The organism is Microbacterium sp. 4-7, assembly GCF_014332665.1.
Classification (GTDB): domain Bacteria; phylum Actinomycetota; class Actinomycetes; order Actinomycetales; family Microbacteriaceae; genus Microbacterium.
On the sequence record NZ_MCRH01000001.1, the window covers coordinates 584,449 to 604,924 of the forward strand.

The window sequence follows — 20,476 nt, forward strand, 5'->3', positions numbered from 1 at the left end:
ATTCACATCGGTTAACAACCCTGTTAACAACTTCTGATCAGGAGTAAACCGTCGTGATCAGGAACGGTACCAACAGGGCGACGATCAGGACGAGCGCGACGACGACGGCAACGAGCAGCACGATCTGTAGCGTCCGCTGCTCACGCCGTCGGGTCCTCGTGAGGATGAACGCCACGAGCGCACCGACGATCGCCCCGCCGAGGTGCGCCTGCCAGGCGATGTTCTGAGAGAACACGAAGCCGACGACGAAGTTGATGCCGAGGATCACGAGGATGCCGGTCACGTTCGCGCCGATGTGCCGTCCGATGATCAGCAGGGCGGCCATCAGGCCGAAGATCGCGCCGGAGGCGCCCACCGTCGCGGTTCCGGGCGCGAGCAATGCGACGGCGACGGAACCACCGAGCCCGCTGATCAGGTACAGCGACAGGAAGCGGATTCGGCCGAGCATCGGTTCGAGACTCTGACCCAGCATCCACAGCGCGAGCATGTTGAGCGCGAGATGCAGGAAACCGCCATGCACGAACACCGCGGTGAGAAGCCGCCACGGTTCGAACGGCATGAGCGACAGATCCGGATACAGATAGCCCGCCGCGAAGAGCAGCTGGCCCGTGATCGCCTGGCCCACTCCCGGGATGAGCTGAAGGAGCCCGATGAACGACGTGATCGCCAGCAGCGAGTACGTGACGACGGGCTTGCCGCTGCCGCGCGAGGAGAGCGCGGTGCCCCGCCCGCCCCAGCGACGCTCGGCGCGCTTCTGGGCGGGAGTGCGGTTCTTTCGCTCTGCGGCCATGCACTCGGGGCAGATGACCCCGACAGCCGCCTGCGTCTGGCATTCGGGGCAGATCGTGCGGAGGCACCGCTGACAGAGCACGAAGCTCTGCCGATCCGGATGCCGGTAGCAGAAGTTGTCGCGGTTGTCCGCGAACTCAGGCGTCGTCATCCGGATCGGCCAGCGTCGGCGTCAGGCCGCGACGATGTCGATCGACTGCAGCACGACCGGCTCGATGGGACGGTCGCCCGCAGCCGTCGGCACAGCGGCGATCGCGTCGACGACAGCCTTGGAGGCGTCATCGGCGACCTCGCCGAAGATCGTGTGCTTGCCCTGGAGCCAGGGGGTGGGGTCGGTCGTGATGAAGAACTGCGAGCCGTTGGTGCCCTCGGCCTTGCCCGTGATGGCGTTGCGACGCAGACCGGCGTTGGCCATGGCGAGGATGTAGGGCTCGTTGAAGTTGAGCTCCATGTTGATCTCGTCGTCGAAGTTGTATCCGGGGCCCCCGACGCCCTGTCCGAGCGGGTCGCCGCCCTGGATCATGAAGTTCGGGATGATGCGGTGGAAGATGACGTCCTTGTAGAGAGCACCCTCGCCCGGCTTGCCGGTGGCGGGGTGCGTCCACTCCTGGGTGCCGTCGGCGAGGCCGACGAAGTTCTTGACCGTCTTCGGGGCGTGGTCGCCGAAGAGGTTGATGACGATGTCACCGTGGTTGGTGTGCAGGGTTGCGACATGAGAAGCGTGAGCCATGGGTCCATTCTCGCAGAGCTTCCCATGAGTTGGCCCGCGTCTAGCGCTCATCGGCCTCCGACGCAAGGGTTCGGCGATTCCCTCGCCCCATACACGGTCGCGTGGCAAGATGGGGAATCCGTACTCCAATCGACAGGAGAGCATCGTGAGCATCAGCCGCAAGCGGAAGAAGGAGCTGCGTCGTCTTCAGAACGACGCCAACCAGCTCTGGGAGAACCAGCAGGTCCTCGTCGGCCACGCCGCCGACGTCGCGCGTGAAGCCGGACGTCAGCTCGGCCACTTCGGTCGCGAGCAGGTCGGTCCTGTCGTCCAGGACACCTACAACCGTCGCGTCGCACCGGTCGTCGACCGCGGCGTCCGCTTCGGTCACCACGTGGTGGACGACAAGGTCGTCCCCATCGTCGGCGGAGTCGTCGGCACCGCGCTCACCGCGTGGGATGTCGCGAACGCCAAGCGCGAAGGCGTCGTGAAGAAGGTCAGGAAGGCCACTCAGCCCGAGCCGAAGGGCCCGAGCGTCGGTTCGGTCATCGCCCTGATCCTCGGAGTCGCCGCAGCGGCCGGCGTTCTCTACGCCGCGTGGCAGGCACTGCGCGCAGACGACGAGCTCTGGGTCGCCGACGACCCGCTCTCCGCACCTGACGCGTGACCTCGACATCGGAGCCCCCGGCCACTGAGCCGGGGGATCTCCATGCCCGGGTGAGGGACGCCGCAGCGGCTCGCGGACTCGACATCGAGATCCGCGAGCGTCCTGCCGCCCGCAGTCTCTTCGAGGCGGCTGAGCTGCTCGGCATCCCGCCCTCCGGCATCGTCAAGACGCTCGTCGTCAAGCGGTCGGACGACACGTATCTCTTCGCGCTGGTTCCCGGCGGCAGGTCGATCTCGTGGCCGAAGCTGCGTGCGGTCGTCGGAGTGAACAAGCTCCGCCTGCCCGAGCCTGATCTCGCCCTCGCGGCGACCGGCTACGAGCGCGGAACAATCGTGCCCATCGGCAGCACCACGGACTGGCCGGTCTTCGCCGACGAGTCGATCGTCGGGCAGCGGATCGCCATGGGTGCCGGCGCTCACGGCTACAGCCTCTTCGTCGACGCCGATGACCTCATCGCCGCGTACGGTGCCACAGTCGCCGACATCTCGGTGCCCGAAGAGGCCCGCGACTGAGTCAGAGGATGCCGGCCATCCGCAGGGCGATGTCGACCAGCTTGACCCTCTGCAGTTCCTTCACAGCTTTGAGCGGGAACCACTCGGCCATGTCGGTCGAGCCATCGGCCTCGAATGTCAGCTTCCCGCCCGTCACCGACGCCCGGTAGACGATGCGCAGGGTGTGCAGAGGCTGATCCGACTGGTTCACCCGCTGGCTCGCCGGGATGACCCTCGAATGGATGCCCAGCAGCTCGCCGACTTTGACCGTGTAGCCGGTCTCCTCGCGCAGCTCACGCCGCACGGCGTCCTCGGGAGCCTCACCCGGTTCCAGCCCTCCGCCGGGCATCGTCCATGCCACTCGACGACCCTCGGTCCAGCGCGCGAGAAGTATGCGACCGTCGTCATCGGTGACGACCGCGTATGCCGCGACCCGCATATCCATGCGTCCACCATAGTGGCCGGGGTTCAGCCAGGGTACGCGCGTGACGATCCTGGACGAAACCTCGCCTCGAGAGGCGTCCGGCTCGTCACGCTCGGCCCCGAGACATCGATCACGAATCAAGAAGCACAGCAGTGCGCTGCATCCGTAGTGTGAGATTCATCGCAGATCACACAGTGAAAGGAGTCGGCCATGGCTGACAACGAGAAGAACTTCAGTGCCGAAGAGCGCGAGGCGATGAAGGAGGCCGCGGCCGACAAGCGCAAGTCTCGGTCGCGTGCCAAGAAGACCCCGGAAGAGGTGCGGGCCGAGGGTGTCGCAGACCTCGAGGCGGCGATCGCGAAGCTTCCCGATGACAACGATCGAGAGCTGTCGAAGGCTCTCCACGACCTCGTGACGGAGGTCGCTCCCGAGCTCATGCCGCGGACCTATTACGGCATGCCCGCATGGGGCAAGGACGGCAAGGTGCTCTGCTTCTTCCAGCCGGCCAGCAAGTTCAAGGTCAGGTACGGCACGTTCGGTTTCGAGCCGATCTCGAACCTCGACGACGGCACGATGTGGCCGACCGCATACGCGCTGCTCGATCTCTCGGCCGCGAACCGCAAGGTTCTCACCGAGCGCATCCGCCTCGCCGTCAGCTGAGTCGTCGTTCCCGGGGAACGGCCGGCGCAGTAGCGTGGATGCCGTGAGCACACTGCCGTTCCCCGCCTCCGTGTACGCCGCTCGACTCGAACGCGCAGCAGCGCTTGCCGCTGACGCCGGTCTCGACGGGATAGTGGTGGGTCCTGGCCCTGATCTGGAGTATCTGGTCGGCGTCGAGGGAGACACGATCGAGCGCCTCACCGCACTCGTGCTCGGACCCGGCATCGCTCCCACCGTCATCGTGCCGCGCATGGAGTTGGCGAAGGTCAGGACCACGGCGGTGGGTGAGCTCGGCCTCGCCGTCTCCGACTGGGTCGACGGACAGAATCCCTACGACCTCGTGGCCGCCGCCCTGGGCGCAGTCACGCGAGTGGGAGTTTCAGACGCTCTGCCGGCGTTGCACGTGATCCCGCTCTCCGATCGGATCGACGTGCGCGTCGAGCTCGCCACCCCGGTGCTGCGTGAGGGCCGCATGATCAAGGATGCAGAAGAGGTCGCCGAGCTCCGGCGTGCCGGCTCCGCGATCGACGCCGTGCATCGTCGAGTGCCCGAGTGGCTGCGGACGGGGCGCACCGAGCGCGAGGTGGCGGCCGACATCGCCGAGGCCATCGTGGCCGAGGGCCACCGCACCGTCGAGTTCGTCATCGTCGGCTCGGGACCCAACGGCGCGGATCCCCACCACGAGGTGTCCGACCGCGTGATCGAGGACGGAGACGTCGTCGTCGTCGACATCGGCGGCGCCGTGCCGAGCGGCTACAACTCCGACAGCACCCGCACCTACGTGGTCGGCACACCCGACAGTGAAGCCGCCGATCGCATCGCCGTGCTCGTCCGCGCTCAGCAGGCCGCTGTCGACGCCGTGCGCCCCGGCGCGACGGCCGAGGCTGTCGATGCCGCGGCGCGGTCCGTACTCGCCGAGGCGGGGCTCGGCGAGGCCTTTCTGCACCGCACGGGTCACGGCATCGGCGTCTCGGTACACGAAGAGCCCTACATCGCGCCCGGCAACGATCTCGTGCTGCGCGAGGGCATGGCGTTCAGCATCGAGCCCGGGATCTACTTCGCGGGCCGATGGGGTGCACGCATCGAGGACATCGTCGTCGTGACAGCCGACGGGTGCGAGCGTCTCAACGTCGCCCCGCACGACCTGCGCGCCGTCTGACCTGACCGAGAACAGTTCGGGAGGAGATCCGCACACGGGAGGGCGCTTGTCCGTCGACTCGTCCTCCGCAGCGCAGATCTCCTCCCGATCGGGGGTACCCAGGTGCGGTCAAGCCCCTGGTCGACCTGATCATGGTCGGATTGACTGGCTGCATGACCTCGGACGACAGCGCGAACGGCGGCGGTGCGAGCGGTCCGGAGCGCACGCCCGACGGTCATCACGTCGTCATCGAGGGCCGGCGTTGGCGCGCGACCGACCCCTCGATCCCCGAGACGTTCCGCCAGGAGCTGGTCAACGAGCTGATGGCTGCGCGGCGCGCGGTGAAGGCGCAGGAGCCGGACGCACGACGTCGGGTGCAGGACGTGAAGACCGCGCTCGGGGAACGAGGGGCGCCCTGGTGGGAGGACCGCACCGGCGACGACTTCGACGAGAGGATCGCGGCCGCGATGCGCGCGCTCATCCGCAAGCGGGGCGAGTCTTCGATCTGTCCGAGTGACGTCGCCCGGACTGTGGGCGGGGACTCGTGGCGCTCGACCATGTCGGATGTCCGCCGAATCGCGGCTGCACTCGCCGAGCGCGATGAGATCGTCGTGACGCAGAAGGGCGAGAAGGTGTCCATCGACGACGCCAGAGGACCGGTGCGGATGATCCGCGGGCCGAACCTCTGATCACCCGCTCAGACGCGTGGAGTCAGAGCTCGTCGTAGAAACCGGTGTACGGGAAGTCGACGTCACCGGTATCGCGGGGGTCATATGCCACAGTCGCCACACTGATCGTCACTTGCGTCGTCGGGGTGATGAGCACGCTGACTGCCCGGTTGCCGACGACGACCATGTCGACGAAGGTGCCGGCGGTCTTCGTGGCTGACTCGATACGTTCTCGCAGATCATCGATGTTCTGATCCTGGGCGAGTAAGTAGCTCGATCCATCGAACACGATCTCGGTCTGGATCATCGTCTTCCCGTCGGTCATGCCAGCACGCTACGCCCTCGACCTGAGAATACGGAGGGGGGTTGATATCTAGGAGGTCTAGTGAGAGGCGGGTGCCGCATCGCCCTCGTTGTTAACAGGTCCATCCACAGCTGTGCACTCAGATGGCACCGCGCGAGCAGTTGTTAACAGGGTTGTTAACACCTGTGGAGACATGCGAAAACGAGAAGGCCCCGCACATGGCGGGGCCTTCTCGAACTGTCTCAACACAGTGTGGAGCCTAGGAGATTCGAACTCCTGACATCCTGCTTGCAAAGCAGGCGCTCTACCAACTGAGCTAAGGCCCCGTGAGGGTATTCATTTAGTTGAGGAGTGGGCCCACCAGGACTTGAACCTGGGACCTCTTCATTATCAGTGAAGCGCTCTAACCGCCTGAGCTATGGGCCCGTCAACCTCCGAAACTTTACCGGAGATTTCCCGAAATACCCAATCGAGGGCGAGGGCACCGGCGCGCCCTCGCCCTCGATCGGAATCAGCGGCCCGGACGGATCGTCACACTGCCTGCCGCAAGTGTGACGTCGATCGTGTTCCGGGTGCCGGATGACTGATCGACCTTCGCGTCGAGCGATCCGGCGCTGACGTCCTGGATGATCGAGTACGACTCATCCGGAACCGTGAGATCGACCGAGCCCGCGCTCACGTCGATCGTCGTCTCAGACGGTGCCCGGCCCGTCAGCTCGACGGTGAGGTCGCCCGCCGACACACTGAGATCGGCCGCGTCGACGCCGTCGAGCATCGCATCGGCACGACCCGCGCTCATGTCGATGCTGAGGCTGCTCGCCGCACCTTCGACATCGAGCGCACCGGCGTTGACCGTGACGTCGAGGGCACCGAAGTCTCCGACCACATCGAGACTGCCCGCATCGAGAGTGAGGTCGGCATCGAGCTGCGCGTCGCTCAGCTCTTCAGGCAGGGTCAGCACCGCCGACTGGTCGTCGCCGAACCACTCGCCGAACCACCATCCGAAGCGGAACTCCGGGCTGCGGACGATCAGCTCGTCGCCCTCGCGTTCGAGTCTCCAGGCAGGACCGCGAGCGTTCGTCACTGCCAGCTCGGCCTCATCGACGTCACCGAACTCGATGCGCATGTTGCCGGCATCCACGTCGAGGTCGAGCGTGTCGATGCCGGACGCATCCTCGGTCAGCACGGCGTCGCTGCCCTGAGTGGAGGCCATCATGCTGCCGGTGGCGGCGACAGCCGCCGACCCGCCCGCTCCGAGAAGCGCGATGCCTCCGACGATCGCCGTGACGATCATGATCGCCGTCGTCCCCGAAGAGCGGCCGGCATCGGCCGGTGCCGCCTGCGCCTGCGCGGGCGCCGGTGTGGGCTCCTGTCCCTGCGGCGCGGATGCCGGCGGGGGAGTAAGGGGCGTGTGCCCGCCCTGGTAGTCGTCGTTGTTCGTGGTCATCGTCCCAGTCCTGTCTGTCCGGTCGGCGTCGAGCCGCCCGTGTTCTCGATGTGTGCCAGGGCCGCCAGCACGCGTCGGTTGCCCGACTCGCCCTGTTCGAAGCCGAGCTTCTGGAAGATCGCGGTGATGTGCTTCTCGACGCTCGCCTCCGAGAGGAAGAGCAGACCGGCGATGGCCTGGTTCGACTTGCCCTCGGCGATCAGTGCGAGCACGGTCCGTTCACGCTCGGTGAGACGCTGCATCCGGTCGTCGCGGTTGCGGCGGGTGAGCAGCTGAGCCACCACCTCGGGGTCGAGCACGGTGACACCCTCGGAGATCCGCTGCACGGAGGCGAGGAACTCAGAGACGTCGGCGACCCTGTCCTTGAGCAGATATCCCAGGGGCCCTCCCTGTGCGGCGATGAGGTCCGACGCATACCGCTCCTCGACGTACTGAGAGAGCACGAGCAGCGGAAGCGCGGGATTGGTGTCCCGGAGTCCGAGCGCCGCGCGGATGCCCTCGTCGGTGAAGGTCGGGGGGAGCCGTACGTCGAGGATGCACAGCTCGGGATCCGTCTCGATGACGGCCTCGCTGAGACCGCTGGTGTCGGGAAGAGCCGCGACCACACTGTGTCCGGCGTCCTCGAGCAGTCGCACGAGTCCCTCGCGCAGCAGGACGGAGTCCTCGCAGATCAGGATACGCATGGCACGTTCACCTCCAGGCTGGTCGGTCCGCCGACGGGGCTCTCGAGGCGGAAGGTTCCGCCGGCTGCGAGGATGCGATTCGCGATGCCGTCGAGGCCTCCGCCGGGCTGCACCTGGGCGCCGCCCATGCCGTTGTCCTCGACGCGGGCCCAGAGCACCCCTCCGTCGCGGAGGCGGACAGTGACACGTGCCTCGCTGGCCCGCGAATGCTTCGCGGCGTTGGTGAGCGACTCGGCGATCGAGAAGTAGACCGCGGCTTCGGCCTCACGGCTGCAGCGGCCGTCCATGCGCACATCGAGATGGACGGGGATGTGCGAGCGGCCGGCGAGGGCGGACAGCGCCGCGTCCAGGCCCCGGTCGTCGAGGACCGATGCATGGATGCCACGGGCCAGCTGACGCAGCTCGGTGATCGCGGCCTTGGTCGAGGTGTGCGCCTCGGCGATCAGCTCCTTCGCGGCATCCGGGTCGTTGTCGATCTTCTGCTGGGCGAGCCCCAGGGTCATGCCCACCGATACGAGTCGCGGTTGGACGCCGTCGTGCAGGTCACGCTCGATACGTGTGCGTTCGACATCCGCGGCACGTACAGCGCCCTCACGCTGAGCAGTGCTGGTGCGCACTCGCTCGGTGAGCTCGGCCTCGCGGCTGCGAACGACGATGGCGAGTGAGAGCACGCGGTTGAGGAGCGCCAGTCCGATCATTCCGGCGAGGCACGCGGCGACTCCGAGGATCCCGATGAGCGGTGCCCACGCGGGGTCGATGCCGCCCCCGCCGAACGGACCCATCACGGCATCCGTTCCCGTGAGAGGAGCGAACGAGACGGCGATCGACCAGACGAGGCCGAAGGCGAGCCGCAGCACGATCCAGCCGAGAACGGCGGTGATCGCGAAGTTCGCGAGGGCCCTCCACATGCGGCCGTCGATGGCCTGGCGGCCGAGCGAGCGGAGCCAGCCCGCGAACCCGGGGCGATCCCGGGGGCGCCATCTGAGCGGCGTGATGGGCGACCTGTAGAGAGCGCTGACTCGCGCGACCTCGAACCAGCCGACGCCGAACAGGGCGTACACGAGCCCGACGAGCAGCACGATGCCGACGCCCGCCGCGAAGAGCAGGCCGAGGCCGGTGCCGAGGAGTCCGGAAAGAGTCGCGAAGATGAAGCCGCCGATGACTCCGATTCCCGCGAGATGCAGGATAGAGAGCACGATGCGCAACGGCGGCTTCGTGGCCGTCGCCGGTGGTGGCGTGGCAGTGTGTGTCGTCATGGTTCAAAGGTACGGCGGCCCCGATCCGGCCGACACCGAGGCAACCGGAGACCCGGGTTCGGGTTTTCCCTACTCCGTCGGAGAACAGAAGAGGGGCGGATGCTGTTCGCATCCGCCCCTCCTCGAATCCTGACGATCAGTTCGACATGAACCCGACCAGCAGTCCGCCGGTCACCTTCACGGCGACGTTGTAGATCCCGGCGATGACCGCACCCAGCACCGTGAACACGATGAGGTTGAGGATCGAGACCACCGCGGCGAATGCCATCACCTGCGGCAGGCCGGCGACCTCGGAGATCCGCACGGAGTTGTCGGTGATGGTTCCGATGAACTCATCCGCCTGCGTGAGGATGCCGGTCGCCTGCAGCACGAGGAAGATCAGGAAGAACGACACCATCGTCACGATCGCGAGCGCCACAGCGCCCAGGAACGACAGCTTCACGGCCGACCAGAAATCCACGTAGACGAGGCGCAGGCGCACCTGCTTGCCACCGGTCTTGCGCGTGGACTTCTTCGCCAGCTTGTCGGCTACTGTGCTCATGCGTCTGCTTCCTCAGGGTTCTCGTTCGTCTCGGGGGCCGTGGACTCGGAGTCCACCGCAGCCTCATCCGATTCGTCTTCTTCGGTGAGGCCCCGCTCACCGTTGCGGGCGATGGCGAGGATCCGGTCGGCTTCCGTCGTCCGTGCGAACACCACTCCCATGGTGTCTCGGCCCTTCGCGGGCACCTCGGCCACGGCAGAGCGTACCACCTTGCCGCTGGACAGAACCACAAGGACCTCATCGTCGGAGGAGACCATCAGACCACCCGCGAGAGTGCCCCGATCGTCGTTGAGCTTGGCGACCTTGATGCCGAATCCACCACGTCCCTGGACGCGGTATTCCTCGATGGCGGTGCGCTTCGCATAGCCCCCGTCGGTCACCACGAACACGAACTGGCCGAGGGCGGCGACGGATGCCGACAGCAGGCTGTCGCCCTCACGGAACTTCATGCCCTTCACGCCGGCGGTCGCGCGTCCCATCGGTCGCAGCGCATCATCAGTCGCACTGAACCGGACGGACATGCCGCGGCGGCTGATGAGCAGGATGTCATCCTCAGCGTTCACCATGAGAGCCGAGACCAGCTCGTCCTCGTCGTTCAGGCGGATCGCGATGACGCCGCCCTGGCGGTTGGTGTCGTACGCGTCGAGACGCGTCTTCTTGACCAGACCGTCGCGCGTCGCGAGAACGAGATAGTCGGCGACCCCGTAGTCGCGGATGTCGAGCACCTGCGCGATGTTCTCGTCGGGCTGCAGGGCGAGGAGGTTCGCGACGTGCGTTCCCTTCGCATCGCGGCCGGCCTCGGGAACCTCGTAGGTCTTCGAACGATAGACGCGACCCTTGTCGGTGAAGAACAGCAGCCAGTGGTGCGTCGTCGTCACGAAGAAGTGCTCGACGATGTCGTCGGCCCGCAGCTGGGCGCCCTTGATGCCCTTGCCGCCTCGGTGCTGCGATCGGTAGTTGTCGCTGCGCGTGCGCTTGATGTAGCCGGCGCGAGTGATGGTGACGACCATCTCCTCTTCGGCGATGAGGTCTTCCATCGAGACGTCGCCGTCGAAGCCGTGCAGGATGTGCGTGCGACGGTCGTCTCCGAAGCGCTCGACGATGCCGGTGAGCTCTTCGCGGATGATGTCGCGCTGCAGCGACTCGTCGACGAGGATCGCCTGGTACTCGCCGATCAGCCGCTCGAGCTCCGAGGCCTCGTCGAGGATCTTCTGACGCTCGAGGGCGGCCAGTCGGCGCAGCTGCATGTCGAGGATGGCCTGGGCCTGGATGTCGTCGATGTCGAGGAGCTTCTGCAGTCCCTCGTTCGCATCCTGCGTGGTCTGCGATCGACGGATGAGAGCGATGACCTCGTCGAGAGCGTCGAGCGCCTTGAGGTAGGCGCGCAGGATGTGCATGCGAGCCTCTGCCTTGGCGAGACGGAAGCGCGTGCGTCGGACGATCACTTCGAGCTGGTGCGTGATCCAGTGGGTCACGAACCCGTCGATCGCGAGCGTGCGCGGCACGCCGTCGACGATCGCGAGCATGTTCGCGCCGAAGTTCTCCTGCAGCTGCGTGTGCTTGTACAGGTTGTTGAGCACGACCTTCGCGACCGCATCGCGCTTGAGCACGACCACGAGACGCTGACCCGTGCGGTCGGACGACTCGTCGCGGATGTCGGCGATGCCGGTGATCTTGCCGTCACGGGCGAGGTCGCCGATCTTCACCGCGACGTTGTCGGGGTTCACCTGGTACGGCAGCTCGGTGATCACGAGGCACGTGCGGCCCTGGATCTCCTCGACGTTGACGACCGCGCGCATGGTGATCGAGCCGCGACCCGTGCGGTACGCCTCGTGCACGCCCTTGGTGCCGAGGATCTGCGCGCCGGTGGGGAAGTCGGGGCCGGGGATCCGCTGGATGAGACCCTCGAGCAGCTCTTCGCGGGGGAGGCCGGGGTTGTCGAGCGCCCAGAGGGCGGCAGAAGACACCTCGCGCAGGTTGTGCGGAGGGATGTTGGTGGCCATGCCGACCGCGATACCCACCGACCCGTTGACGAGGAGGTTCGGGAAGCGGGCCGGAAGAACCGTCGGCTCCTGAGTCTGGCCGTCGTAGTTGTCGGTGAAGTCGACCGTGTCCTCTTCGATGTCCCGAACCATCTCGAGCGCGAGGGGGGCCATCTTGGTCTCGGTGTACCGGGGCGCCGCGGCACCCATGTTGCCGGGAGACCCGAAGTTGCCCTGGCCGAGGGCCAGCGGGTAGCGCAGCGACCAGGGCTGCACGAGACGCACGAGGGCGTCGTAGATCGCCGAGTCACCGTGCGGGTGGTACTGACCCATGACCTCGCCGACCACGCGAGCGCACTTCGAGAAGGACTTGTCGGGGCGGAATCCGCCGTCGTACATGCCGTAGATCACGCGTCGGTGGACGGGCTTGAGTCCATCGCGCACGTCGGGCAGCGCACGGCCGACGATCACGGCCATCGCGTAGTCGAGATAGCTGCGCTGCATCTCGGACTGCAGGTCGACCTGGTCGATCTTGCCGTGGTCGTGTGCCGGCTCGGGGCGTACTTCGTCAGTCATGTGTGTTGTCGATTCCGGTCGTTATGGGAACGAATGCAGGCGCGGGACGCGTCAGATGTCGAGGAAGCGGACATCCTTGGCGTTGCGCTGGATGAAACTGCGTCGCGATTCGACGTCCTCACCCATCAGCACGCTGAAGATCTCGTCGGCCGCTGCGGCATCCTCGATGGTCACCTGGCGGAGCGTCCGGGTGCTGTGGTCCATCGTGGTCTCCCACAGCTCCTTGGCGTTCATCTCGCCGAGACCCTTGTAGCGCTGGATGCCGGCATCCTTCGGGATCCTCTTGCCGTTGTCGAGTCCGAACTTGAGCAGCGCGTCGCGCTCGGCGTCGCTGAACACGTACTCGTGGGGCTGGTTCGTCCACTTGAGACGGTAGAGCGGCGGCATCGCGAGGTACACGAAGCCGGCCTCGATCAGTCCGCGCATATAGCGGAACAGCAGCGTGAGCAGCAGCGTCGTGATGTGCTGGCCGTCGACGTCGGCATCCGCCATCAGCACGATCTTGTGATAGCGCGCCTTCTCGATGTCGAACTCTTCGCCGATTCCGGTGCCGAAGGCCTGGATCATCGCCTGGACCTCTTTGTTGCCCAGGGCCTTGTCGAGACGCGCGCGCTCGACGTTGAGGATCTTGCCTCGCAGAGCGAGGATCGCCTGCGTGTGCGGATCGCGACCCTGCACAGCGGAGCCACCTGCCGAGTCACCCTCGACGAGGAAGATCTCGCTGATCGAAGGATCCTTGCTCGTGCAGTCCTTGAGCTTGTCGGGCATCGCGGCGGACTCGAAGACGCTCTTTCGACGAGCGGTCTCGCGGGCCTTGCGCGCGGCGAGACGAGCGGTGGCCGCATCGATCGCCTTGCGGATGACGTTCTTCGCCTGGATCGGGTTGCGGTCGAACCAATCGCCGAGCTGGTCGCCGACGACCTTCTGCACGAACGCCTTGGCCTCGGTGTTGCCGAGCTTCGTCTTGGTCTGCCCTTCGAACTGCGGCTCGCCGAGCTTGATCGAGATGACCGCGGTCAGACCTTCACGCACGTCGTCGCCCGACAGGTTGTCGTCCTTCTCCTTGAGAAGGTTGTTCGCCCTGGCGTACTTGTTGACGAGCGTGGTGAGCGCTGCACGGAAGCCCTCTTCGTGCGTGCCACCCTCGTGGGTGTTGATCGTGTTCGCGTAGGTGAAGACGTTCTCGGTGTACGAGGTGGTCCACTGCATCGCGACCTCGAGAGAGATCTTGCGCTCGGTGTCCTCGGACTCGAACGCGATGATCTCGTCGTTGACGACCTCGGCGTGACGCACCTTGTTGAGGTATTCGACGTAGTCGACGAGACCGCGCTCGTAGAAGAAGACGTCGTTCGGCTGAGTGAGGGTCGGCTGTCCGTCGACCTCGACCTGGTAAGCCGAATCGGGACGCTCGTCGGACAGCTCGATGCGGAGGCCCTTGTTGAGGAACGCCATCTGCTGGAAGCGCGTGCGCAGGGTGTCGTACTCGAAGTTCGTGGTCTCGGTGAAGATCTCGGCGTCCGGCCAGAACGTGATGCTGGTTCCGGTGTCGTCGGACGCCTCGCCCTTCTCGAGCTGCTGCTGCGGGACGCCGCCGTTCGCGAAGCTGTGCCGCCAGACGAAGCCCTTCTGCTTGACCTCGACGTCGAACCGCGTCGACAGGGCGTTGACCACCGACGAGCCGACGCCGTGGAGACCGCCGGAGACGGCGTACGCGCCGCCGCCGAACTTTCCGCCGGCGTGCAGGATGGTCAGAACGACCTCGACCGTGGACTTCGTCGGGTCGGAGGAGTGGGGATCGACCGGGATGCCGCGGCCGTTGTCGACCACGCGGACGCCGCCGTCTTCGAGCAGCGTCACGAAGATGGTGTCGGCGTAGCCGGCGAGGGCCTCATCGACCGAGTTGTCGACGATCTCGTAGACGAGGTGGTGCAGACCACGCGGTCCTGTGGAACCGATGTACATACCGGGGCGCTTGCGGACGGCTTCGAGACCTTCGAGGATCTGGATCGAGTCGGCACCGTACTCACCGGGCTGCTTCACCTTGGGTGAGATCTTGCCCTCGGTCGCGGGGGTTCCCCCGTTGGTCGATTCCGTCTCGTCAGCGGGGGATTCAGGCGTCATCAGAGGGCATTCTCCACATCGATATCACGAATCCCCAGTCTAGCGGCTTTTCGTGGCGAGATGCGGCTCAGCGGCCGCGTGTGGCCCTCTGAGCGTTTCAGACCCCATCCGTGGTGTCCTACCCGTAGGTATCGCGCGGGCCCCGTCCTGGAACGACTCTGGGACCCCATTTCCAGGAGGGTACGTCCGGGCCGATGAAGCGGAGGTTCTCGACACCCGCGTCCGGATACCGTCGGCCGATCTCCGTCAGGATCGTTCCCCGCATGTACTGCAGGTTCTTCGCCCAGGCGGTCGAGTCGCACTTCACCGTGAGCACACCGCGCTCGAGGGAGACGGGTTCGGAGTGCTTGGCGGTGTCCGTGCCTGCGAGGTCGGACCACTGCCTGACCAGGTCCTCACGGGCGAGAGTCTTCTGCCAGCCGGAGTCCCGCGTCAGCTTGTCGAGCACGGCTCCGAGCGGTCCGGGGTCGCGGCCGGGCGTGAACGGCGCGTTGTCGTCGTCGGTGACGATGCGTCGCTTGCGCTTCCACGTCTTCGAACTCGGCGCGAGTCCGCGCAGGCGCAGATAGGTCGCGACGGTCTCGGGAGTCTCGGATGCCGGATCGGGTGCGATCTCAGTCATCTGCCACCTCCCTCTCATCACTGATCGTTCCCGCCGAGATCCGCACCACATGGGCGTGGAGCACCTCGGGGATATCCTCCTCCACGGCTGCCGTCACGACCACCTGCTCATAGCCCGCGGTGAGAGCGGCCAGCCGCTGACGGCGATCGGCGTCGAGTTCGGCGAACACATCGTCGAGGATGAGGACGGGATCGCCGGCAGGAGACTCGCTGCGCAGCAGCTCGGCGGAAGCGAGGCGCAGTGCGAGGGCCACCGACCAGGATTCTCCGTGGGACGCATACCCCTTCACCGGAAGACCACGAACGCGCAGGACGAGGTCGTCGCGATGAGGGCCGGTGAGAGTGAGACCGCGGTCGAGCTCGTTCGACCGTTTCGCGAGAAGTGCGGCGTGGAACATCTCGGCGATGTCTCCGGAGGTCTCGGCCGGCGCGTCGACACCCTCTTCGGGATCCGCTCCGCGCACCGACAGAGCCCACTCGAGCTGCGGGCGATGATCCTCGCCCGCGATCGCCGCGTACGCCTCGGCCACCGGCTGCTGGAGATCTGCGGCGAGACGCTGTCGCGCGGTGATGATCTCGGCACCGAGGGAGACGAGCTTGTCGTCCCACACATCGAGGGTGCTCAGGGCCTCGCCCTTGATGCCACGCGCCCTGGCCGACTTCAGAAGCGCATTGCGTTGCTTGAGCACTCGGTCGTAATCGGCGAGGACCGAAGACATGCGGGGCGTGCGCTGGATCAGCAGCTGGTCGACGAAACGACGCCGAGACGAGGGGTCGCCGCGGACGATCTGCAGATCCTCGGGAGCGAAGAGCACCACATGGGCGTAGCGAGGCAGCTCATTGGTCTTCGAAGGGGAGCCGTTGATCCGCGCCTTGTTCGAGCCCTGCTTGTTGAGCTGGACCTCGATGAGCACCTTGCGTTCGCCGTGGGAGAGGCGAGCGCGGATGATCGCGAAATCCTGACCCTCGCGCACCATCGGGGCATCCGACGAGACCCGGTGCGAACCGAGAGTGGCGAGGAAGACGACAGCCTCGGCAAGGTTGGTCTTGCCCTGGCCGTTGCGCCCGACGAGGACGTTGGGACCCTTGTGCAGAGCGAGATCCGCGGTCGCGTAATTGCGGAAGTCGACCAGGCTCAGGTGTTCCACAATCACGCTGTCAGCCTACCTTCGGGCTCTGACACTGCCGTCGCCGCGCGGAGCGCGCCCGTCGCAGGATCAGCGAAGCAGCAGGTTCGGCTGCAGCAGGTACTTGAACGAATCCAGACCGGCCTGGTCGACCGAGGTCTGGCTCGTGATCAGCACGGGGCTGAGCTTGTTCGCGTTGTCGCTCGACGTGAAGGTGACGCGGACGAACTCGCTCTTGACCGCGCCGAGCGCCTCGATCAGGTACTGCGGGTTGAGGCCGAGCGTGACGTCGTCGCCACCCGAGAGGATCGCGTCGACGGACTCGGATGCACGCGCATGCTCACTGCCCGACGCATCCATCGTCACGCTGTCGGACGTGAACGTGAAGCGCAGCGGAGCTGCGCGGTCGAGCACGAGGGACACACGGCGCACGGCCTCGACGAGGTCTGCGGTGTTCACGACCGCGTAGTGCTCGGTCTGCTCCGGGAAGAGACGGCGGACCGGAGGGAAGTTTCCCTTGATCAGCAGCGAGGTGACCGTCTTGTTTCCGGCCGTGAATGCGATGATCTCGCGGTCGCCCGCTCCCGAGAACGCGATCTGGATGGTGCCGGCGTGACCGAAGGTCTTTCCGACCTCGAGAAGAGTGCGTGCGGGCACCAGTGCGTTGGCTTCGACCGCTTCGCCGTCCCACGGCACGTCGCGGAGCGAGACGCGGTAGCGGTCGGTGGCCACGAGGCTGAGCGTCTGACCGGAGACCTCGAGCTGCACTCCGGTCAGGACCGGGGTGACGTCGTCGCGCGAGGCGGCGAAACCCACCTGGCTGATCGCGGTGCCGAAATCGTCGGCGGGCACGACGCCGGAGGAACCGGACACCTCGGGGATCGACGGATATTCCTCGACCGGCATGGCTGCGAGGGTGAACCGCGCCGAGCCGCAGGTGACCGTGATGCTGCCGTCGTCCTCGACGGCGATCTCGATCGGCGCGTTGGGAAGGCGGCTGGCGATGTCGGAGAGCAGTCGACCGTGCACCAGGATCGTGCCCGGTGTGTCGACGGTGGCTTCGATGGTCGTGCGCGCGGATGCCTCGTAGTCGAACGCCGAGAGCGTGAGACCGGAGCCGTCTGCCTCGATCAGGACTCCGGCGAGGATGGGCTGCGGGTTGCGCTGCGGAAGCAGCTTGACCACGAACGACACGGCCTCGCTGAAGACATCGCGGTTGACCTGAAACCTCACGGCTGCTCCCTTGTCGTCGTTCTGAGACGCGTCGTCATCGGTCCTGCCAGTGCAGGGCTTCCCATGCTAGCCCCCAACTCGGGAGTATCCCTACGACCGGATCAAAGCTCGGGCCTGTCGGACTTTCCCCACCCTCTGGTGATCGGATCGCCCCTGAATTGAATTAACTCCTTAACGGTGTTAACACCTGTGGATACTGTGGATAACTCGGTGGAAAGCAGACGCGAGTAGGGAACTACACGGTTGTCAGTTGTGGAATCCCTGAGGAATCCGGGGGTGGACGGCATCCGTCGGGTCGAACGGTCTCCCACAGTTATCCACAGGTTCGACGGTTTCACACACATTCGTCCCGACCTGCAGGCGAGTCATCCACAAGTTATCCACATGTGCAAACTGGCATCGATCTGCTCCGTCGTATGCCGCTCACACGCACGCAAAGGGGGTCGCAGCCTCCTATCGGAAGCTACGACCCCCTTTTTTCGAGGCGGCGTGGACTCAGCGTCGACCGAGCTGCGTGGTGATCTCGGTCACCTGGTTGTAGATCGAACGGCGCTCCTTCATGAGCTCGCTGATCTTCTTGTAGGCGTACATGACGGTGGTGTGATCGCGGTTGCCGAACAGCTGGCCGATCTTCGGCAGGGACAGACTCGTCCGCTCGCGGCACAGGTACATCGCGATCTGGCGCGATGTGGCGATCTGCTGAGACCTGCTGGAGCCGTACAGGTCGTCGACCGTCAGCTTGAAGTACTGCGCGGTCGCAGTGATGATGTCGGTCGGCGAGATGATGTTGTCCTCTGCCGTGTCGATGATGTCGCGGAGCACCGTCTGGGCGAGCGAGATGTCGAGGGCCGAACGGTTCAGGCTGGCGAATGCGGAGACGCGGATCAGCGCACCCTCGAGTTCACGGATGTTCGACGACACCACGGTGGCGATGTACTCGAGTACCTCGTCGGGAATATGAAGCGCCTCGCTCTGCGCCTTCTTGCGGAGGATCGCGATGCGCGTCTCGAGGTCGGGCGCCTGCACGTCGGTGATCAGGCCCCATTCGAACCGACTGCGCATGCGATCCTCGAAGCCGGTGAGATGCTTCGGCGCGACGTCGCTGGTGATGACGACCTGTTTGTTGTGGTCGTGCAGCGTGTTGAAGGTGTGGAAGAACGCCTCCTGGGTCTCCGCGCGACCCTGTAGGAACTGGATGTCGTCGATCAGGAGGATGTCCACATCGCGGTAGCGGGCCTGGAAGGCTGCACCTCGGTTGTTCGCGATCGAGTTGATGAAGTCGTTCGTGAACTCCTCGCTGGAGACGTACCGGACCTTGACCCCTGCATAGAGGGATTGGGCGTAGTCGCCGATCGCGTGCAGCAGGTGCGTCTTGCCGAGGCCCGAGTCGCCGTAGATGAAGAGCGGGTTGTACGCCTTGGCCGGCGCTTCGGCGACGGCGACGGCAGCGGCATGGGCGAACCGGTTGGACTGCCCGATGACGAAGTTGTCGAAGGTGTACTTCGGGTTCAGGCGGGACTCGTGGCGCAGCTGCGTCGGCTGCTCCATCGGGGATTCGACGCGGATCTGCTCCTGGCGGCCGTAGTCGGCGACCGCGATGGGCGCCGTCGGCTGCTCGGCGAGCTCATGATTCACGACCACGCGGTACGACGTCACCTCATCGCCGATGTGGGAGAGGGCCTCCATGATCGGAAGCCGCAGCCTCTTGTTGATCTGCGCGGCGGTGAGATCGTTCGGGACCTCGAGATAGAGGGTGGCGGCCATCACGCCGGCCGGAACCGCGAGGCTGAGGAATCCCTGGAGCTGAGGAGTGACTCGGTCGTCCGCCTCGAGGAGCTCCTGCACCGTGGTCCAGATCGGAACGTCGGGCTGGGCAGGTGATGACATGACGCTCCGTGCTGAGGGGACGACGGGCTGTCTGGATGACGCGGCCCGCCTGTGGATAACTTCGGATGCCACGGTAGTCACCACGGCTGGGAACGGCAACCTGCCTACGGGAATCCGCGCGCGTGTTGCTCATACGTGCATGCCGCAGGGTTGTGGATAATAGCTGTGCGGATCGTGCCTGAGCTGGTGGTCGAAGCGCGCAGATTTGCTCTGCGCGCCGTCAAGACGTACCCTTAATCGGTTGACTTATGCCTGAACGGCAGATCCCTATGTCTCCGGTCAAAATGATCCCGGTGGCAGCATTCCCGGAGTGATTCCATGAGCAAGCGCACCTTCCAGCCCAACAACCGTCGTCGCGCCAAGAAGCACGGCTTCCGTCTTCGTATGCGTACCCGCGCCGGCCGCGCGATCCTTTCGGCTCGTCGCGCGAAGGGCCGCACCGAGCTCTCCGCGTAGATCGCTGTGCTCGCCCGCCCGTATCGTGTGACCCGCGGGAGCGACTATCGACTGGTCGTTCGACGCGGATCCCGTTGTGGCGGAGCCAAGGTCGTCACCTCGATGCTGACGACGGGCGAGAGCAGAGCCGCGAGGTTCGGATTCATCATCAGCAAGCAGGTGGGCACCGCTGTGGTGCGCAATGCCGTGCGCCGGCGACTCAAAGCCGTGTGTGCGGACGCGCTGGCGCGGGTCCCCGAGGGCACGGATGTCGTCATCCGTGCCCTTCCTGCATCCGCGACCGCGACCTACGCCGAGCTGAGTGCGGACGTGAACCGGTGTCTGGATCGTCTCGGGCAGCGGCCATGACCGCTCTTCCGGCATCCTCGATCGGCTCCGCTCAGCTTCATGCCGGTGACGCGATCCGCAGCATCCCGCTGATCCCCCGGAATCTCGTCCTGGGGTTCCTCGCCGGGTACCGCAAGGTGATCTCCCCGATGTATGGAGATGTCTGCGCCTATTACCCATCTTGTTCCGCTTACGCTGTAGGTGCGGTGCAACAGCACGGCGCAGTGCGGGGAGCGGCGCTCTCGGCGTGGCGCATCGTTCGTTGCAATCCCTGGAGCCACGGCGGCGTCGATGACGTCCGTCCGCACGAACACTTCCGTTATGACCTGACCGCTCACGGTTTCGTCGTCCCTGCCCGAAAGGATTGAT

Annotated in this window: 22 protein-coding genes and 2 tRNA genes; 8 read left to right on the top strand and 16 right to left on the bottom strand. The window is 65.7% G+C overall.

Features of this window, described 5'->3' with window-relative positions; translation table 11 throughout:
* Positions 1-37: 37 nt before the first annotated feature.
* Positions 38-940 (bottom strand): rhomboid family intramembrane serine protease, encoded by a 903-nt coding sequence (locus BEP68_RS02740; RefSeq protein WP_187249151.1) that lies wholly within the window; start codon positions 938-940, stop codon positions 38-40.
* Between the two features lie 21 nt (positions 941-961).
* Positions 962-1,519, bottom strand: a complete 558-nt coding sequence (locus tag BEP68_RS02745; RefSeq protein WP_053098262.1) for a peptidylprolyl isomerase — start codon at positions 1,517-1,519, stop codon at positions 962-964.
* Between the two features lie 145 nt (positions 1,520-1,664).
* On the opposite strand from BEP68_RS02745, the gene BEP68_RS02750 reads away from it, so the two are divergent.
* On the top strand, positions 1,665-2,165 hold the full coding sequence (locus BEP68_RS02750; protein WP_053098260.1) for a hypothetical protein: 501 nt from the start codon (positions 1,665-1,667) through the stop codon (positions 2,163-2,165).
* Positions 2,166-2,215: 50 nt separating this feature from the next.
* The gene (locus tag BEP68_RS02755; RefSeq protein WP_053098258.1) at positions 2,216-2,677 is read left to right on the top strand and encodes an aminoacyl-tRNA deacylase; all 462 of its coding nucleotides are present in this window, start codon (positions 2,216-2,218) and stop codon (positions 2,675-2,677) included.
* A gap of 1 nt (position 2,678) precedes the next feature.
* Here the strand turns inward: BEP68_RS02755 and BEP68_RS02760 are convergent, their stop codons facing one another.
* On the bottom strand, positions 2,679-3,101 hold the full coding sequence (locus tag BEP68_RS02760; protein WP_053098257.1) for an NUDIX hydrolase: 423 nt from the start codon (positions 3,099-3,101) through the stop codon (positions 2,679-2,681).
* Between the two features lie 189 nt (positions 3,102-3,290).
* Between BEP68_RS02760 and BEP68_RS02765 the strand changes: the two genes are divergently transcribed.
* The 3 genes from BEP68_RS02765 to BEP68_RS02775 all read left to right on the top strand — a co-directional run bounded on the left by BEP68_RS02765 (position 3,291) and on the right by BEP68_RS02775 (position 5,567).
* Positions 3,291-3,740 carry a DUF1801 domain-containing protein gene (locus tag BEP68_RS02765; RefSeq protein ID WP_056275709.1) on the top strand — a complete coding sequence of 150 codons (450 nt, stop codon included), beginning with the start codon at positions 3,291-3,293 and terminating at the stop codon, positions 3,738-3,740.
* Between the two features lie 43 nt (positions 3,741-3,783).
* Complete coding sequence (locus BEP68_RS02770) at positions 3,784-4,899, top strand: M24 family metallopeptidase (protein ID WP_187249152.1); 1,116 nt, start codon at positions 3,784-3,786, stop codon at positions 4,897-4,899.
* Positions 4,900-5,051: 152 nt separating this feature from the next.
* Complete coding sequence (locus BEP68_RS02775; RefSeq protein WP_187249153.1) at positions 5,052-5,567, top strand: DUF3253 domain-containing protein; 516 nt, start codon at positions 5,052-5,054, stop codon at positions 5,565-5,567.
* A 22-nt stretch (positions 5,568-5,589) separates the two neighbouring features.
* On the opposite strand, the gene BEP68_RS02780 is transcribed toward BEP68_RS02775, so the two are convergent.
* From BEP68_RS02780 to dnaA, 13 genes are all read right to left on the bottom strand, one after another.
* Positions 5,590-5,871, bottom strand: a complete 282-nt coding sequence (locus BEP68_RS02780; protein ID WP_056275701.1) for a hypothetical protein — start codon at positions 5,869-5,871, stop codon at positions 5,590-5,592.
* Positions 5,872-6,103: 232 nt separating this feature from the next.
* Positions 6,104-6,176 (bottom strand) — tRNA-Ala (locus BEP68_RS02785).
* Positions 6,177-6,202: 26 nt separating this feature from the next.
* Positions 6,203-6,276: transfer RNA gene (locus BEP68_RS02790), tRNA-Ile, on the bottom strand.
* Between the two features lie 85 nt (positions 6,277-6,361).
* Entirely contained in the window at positions 6,362-7,297 is a 936-nt protein-coding gene (locus BEP68_RS02795; RefSeq protein ID WP_187249154.1) for a DUF4097 family beta strand repeat-containing protein, read from the bottom strand.
* The gene (locus BEP68_RS02800) at positions 7,294-7,980 is read right to left on the bottom strand and encodes a LuxR C-terminal-related transcriptional regulator (RefSeq protein WP_187249155.1); all 687 of its coding nucleotides are present in this window, start codon (positions 7,978-7,980) and stop codon (positions 7,294-7,296) included. The genes BEP68_RS02795 and BEP68_RS02800 overlap by 4 nt, the downstream gene beginning before the upstream one ends.
* Positions 7,968-9,236, bottom strand: a complete 1,269-nt coding sequence (locus tag BEP68_RS02805) for a sensor histidine kinase (RefSeq protein WP_187249156.1) — start codon at positions 9,234-9,236, stop codon at positions 7,968-7,970. The genes BEP68_RS02800 and BEP68_RS02805 overlap by 13 nt, the downstream gene beginning before the upstream one ends.
* A 136-nt stretch (positions 9,237-9,372) precedes the next feature.
* Positions 9,373-9,777, bottom strand: coding sequence for a DUF3566 domain-containing protein (locus BEP68_RS02810; protein ID WP_053098244.1), 405 nt, complete (start codon positions 9,775-9,777; stop codon positions 9,373-9,375).
* Positions 9,774-12,335 carry a DNA gyrase subunit A gene (gyrA, locus tag BEP68_RS02815; RefSeq protein ID WP_053098243.1) on the bottom strand — a complete coding sequence of 854 codons (2,562 nt, stop codon included), beginning with the start codon at positions 12,333-12,335 and terminating at the stop codon, positions 9,774-9,776. The genes BEP68_RS02810 and gyrA overlap by 4 nt, the downstream gene beginning before the upstream one ends.
* Before the next feature lie 51 nt (positions 12,336-12,386).
* A complete protein-coding gene (gene gyrB, locus BEP68_RS02820; RefSeq protein WP_171821963.1) occupies positions 12,387-14,456 on the bottom strand; it encodes a DNA topoisomerase (ATP-hydrolyzing) subunit B in 2,070 nt (689 codons plus the stop codon).
* Between the two features lie 118 nt (positions 14,457-14,574).
* On the bottom strand, positions 14,575-15,078 hold the full coding sequence (locus BEP68_RS02825; RefSeq protein ID WP_187249157.1) for a DUF721 domain-containing protein: 504 nt from the start codon (positions 15,076-15,078) through the stop codon (positions 14,575-14,577).
* Positions 15,071-16,231 (bottom strand): DNA replication/repair protein RecF, encoded by a 1,161-nt coding sequence (gene recF, locus BEP68_RS02830; protein ID WP_187249158.1) that lies wholly within the window; start codon positions 16,229-16,231, stop codon positions 15,071-15,073. Before recF ends, BEP68_RS02825 begins: the two co-directional genes overlap by 8 nt.
* 63 nt (positions 16,232-16,294) lie before the next feature.
* Entirely contained in the window at positions 16,295-17,437 is a 1,143-nt protein-coding gene (gene dnaN / locus BEP68_RS02835; protein ID WP_187249159.1) for a DNA polymerase III subunit beta, read from the bottom strand.
* Between the two features lie 495 nt (positions 17,438-17,932).
* Positions 17,933-19,324, bottom strand: a complete 1,392-nt coding sequence (gene dnaA, locus BEP68_RS02840; protein ID WP_053098239.1) for a chromosomal replication initiator protein DnaA — start codon at positions 19,322-19,324, stop codon at positions 17,933-17,935.
* A gap of 318 nt (positions 19,325-19,642) precedes the next feature.
* On the opposite strand from dnaA, the gene rpmH reads away from it, so the two are divergent.
* From rpmH to yidD, 3 genes are read left to right on the top strand one after another with little or no spacing between them, the layout of a single operon-like run.
* On the top strand, positions 19,643-19,780 hold the full coding sequence (rpmH, locus tag BEP68_RS02845) for a 50S ribosomal protein L34 (RefSeq protein WP_022889115.1): 138 nt from the start codon (positions 19,643-19,645) through the stop codon (positions 19,778-19,780).
* A gap of 6 nt (positions 19,781-19,786) precedes the next feature.
* Positions 19,787-20,128, top strand: coding sequence for a ribonuclease P protein component (gene rnpA, locus BEP68_RS02850; RefSeq protein WP_187249160.1), 342 nt, complete (start codon positions 19,787-19,789; stop codon positions 20,126-20,128).
* A complete protein-coding gene (gene yidD, locus BEP68_RS02855; protein ID WP_053098237.1) occupies positions 20,125-20,475 on the top strand; it encodes a membrane protein insertion efficiency factor YidD in 351 nt (116 codons plus the stop codon). Before rnpA ends, yidD begins: the two co-directional genes overlap by 4 nt.
* Position 20,476 lies beyond the last annotated feature (1 nt).

Bases quoted from the DNA above. Each gene is read 5' to 3' on its own strand.
- BEP68_RS02740 (WP_187249151.1), bottom strand. From the start codon at position 940: ATGACGACGCCTGAGTTCGCGGACAACCGCGACAACTTCTGCTACCGG.
- BEP68_RS02745 (WP_053098262.1), bottom strand. From the start codon at position 1,519: ATGGCTCACGCTTCTCATGTCGCAACCCTGCACACCAACCACGGTGAC.
- BEP68_RS02760 (WP_053098257.1), bottom strand. From the start codon at position 3,101: ATGGATATGCGGGTCGCGGCATACGCGGTCGTCACCGATGACGACGGT.
- BEP68_RS02765 (WP_056275709.1), top strand. From the start codon at position 3,291: ATGGCTGACAACGAGAAGAACTTCAGTGCCGAAGAGCGCGAGGCGATG.
- BEP68_RS02775 (WP_187249153.1), top strand. From the start codon at position 5,052: ATGACCTCGGACGACAGCGCGAACGGCGGCGGTGCGAGCGGTCCGGAG.
- BEP68_RS02780 (WP_056275701.1), bottom strand. From the start codon at position 5,871: ATGACCGACGGGAAGACGATGATCCAGACCGAGATCGTGTTCGATGGA.
- BEP68_RS02795 (WP_187249154.1), bottom strand. From the start codon at position 7,297: ATGACCACGAACAACGACGACTACCAGGGCGGGCACACGCCCCTTACT.
- BEP68_RS02800 (WP_187249155.1), bottom strand. From the start codon at position 7,980: ATGCGTATCCTGATCTGCGAGGACTCCGTCCTGCTGCGCGAGGGACTC.
- BEP68_RS02805 (WP_187249156.1), bottom strand. From the start codon at position 9,236: ATGACGACACACACTGCCACGCCACCACCGGCGACGGCCACGAAGCCG.
- BEP68_RS02810 (WP_053098244.1), bottom strand. From the start codon at position 9,777: ATGAGCACAGTAGCCGACAAGCTGGCGAAGAAGTCCACGCGCAAGACC.
- gyrA (WP_053098243.1), bottom strand. From the start codon at position 12,335: ATGACTGACGAAGTACGCCCCGAGCCGGCACACGACCACGGCAAGATC.
- gyrB (WP_171821963.1), bottom strand. From the start codon at position 14,456: ATGACGCCTGAATCCCCCGCTGACGAGACGGAATCGACCAACGGGGGA.
- BEP68_RS02825 (WP_187249157.1), bottom strand. From the start codon at position 15,078: ATGACTGAGATCGCACCCGATCCGGCATCCGAGACTCCCGAGACCGTC.
- dnaA (WP_053098239.1), bottom strand. From the start codon at position 19,324: ATGTCATCACCTGCCCAGCCCGACGTTCCGATCTGGACCACGGTGCAG.
- rpmH (WP_022889115.1), top strand. From the start codon at position 19,643: ATGAGCAAGCGCACCTTCCAGCCCAACAACCGTCGTCGCGCCAAGAAG.
- yidD (WP_053098237.1), top strand. From the start codon at position 20,125: ATGACCGCTCTTCCGGCATCCTCGATCGGCTCCGCTCAGCTTCATGCC.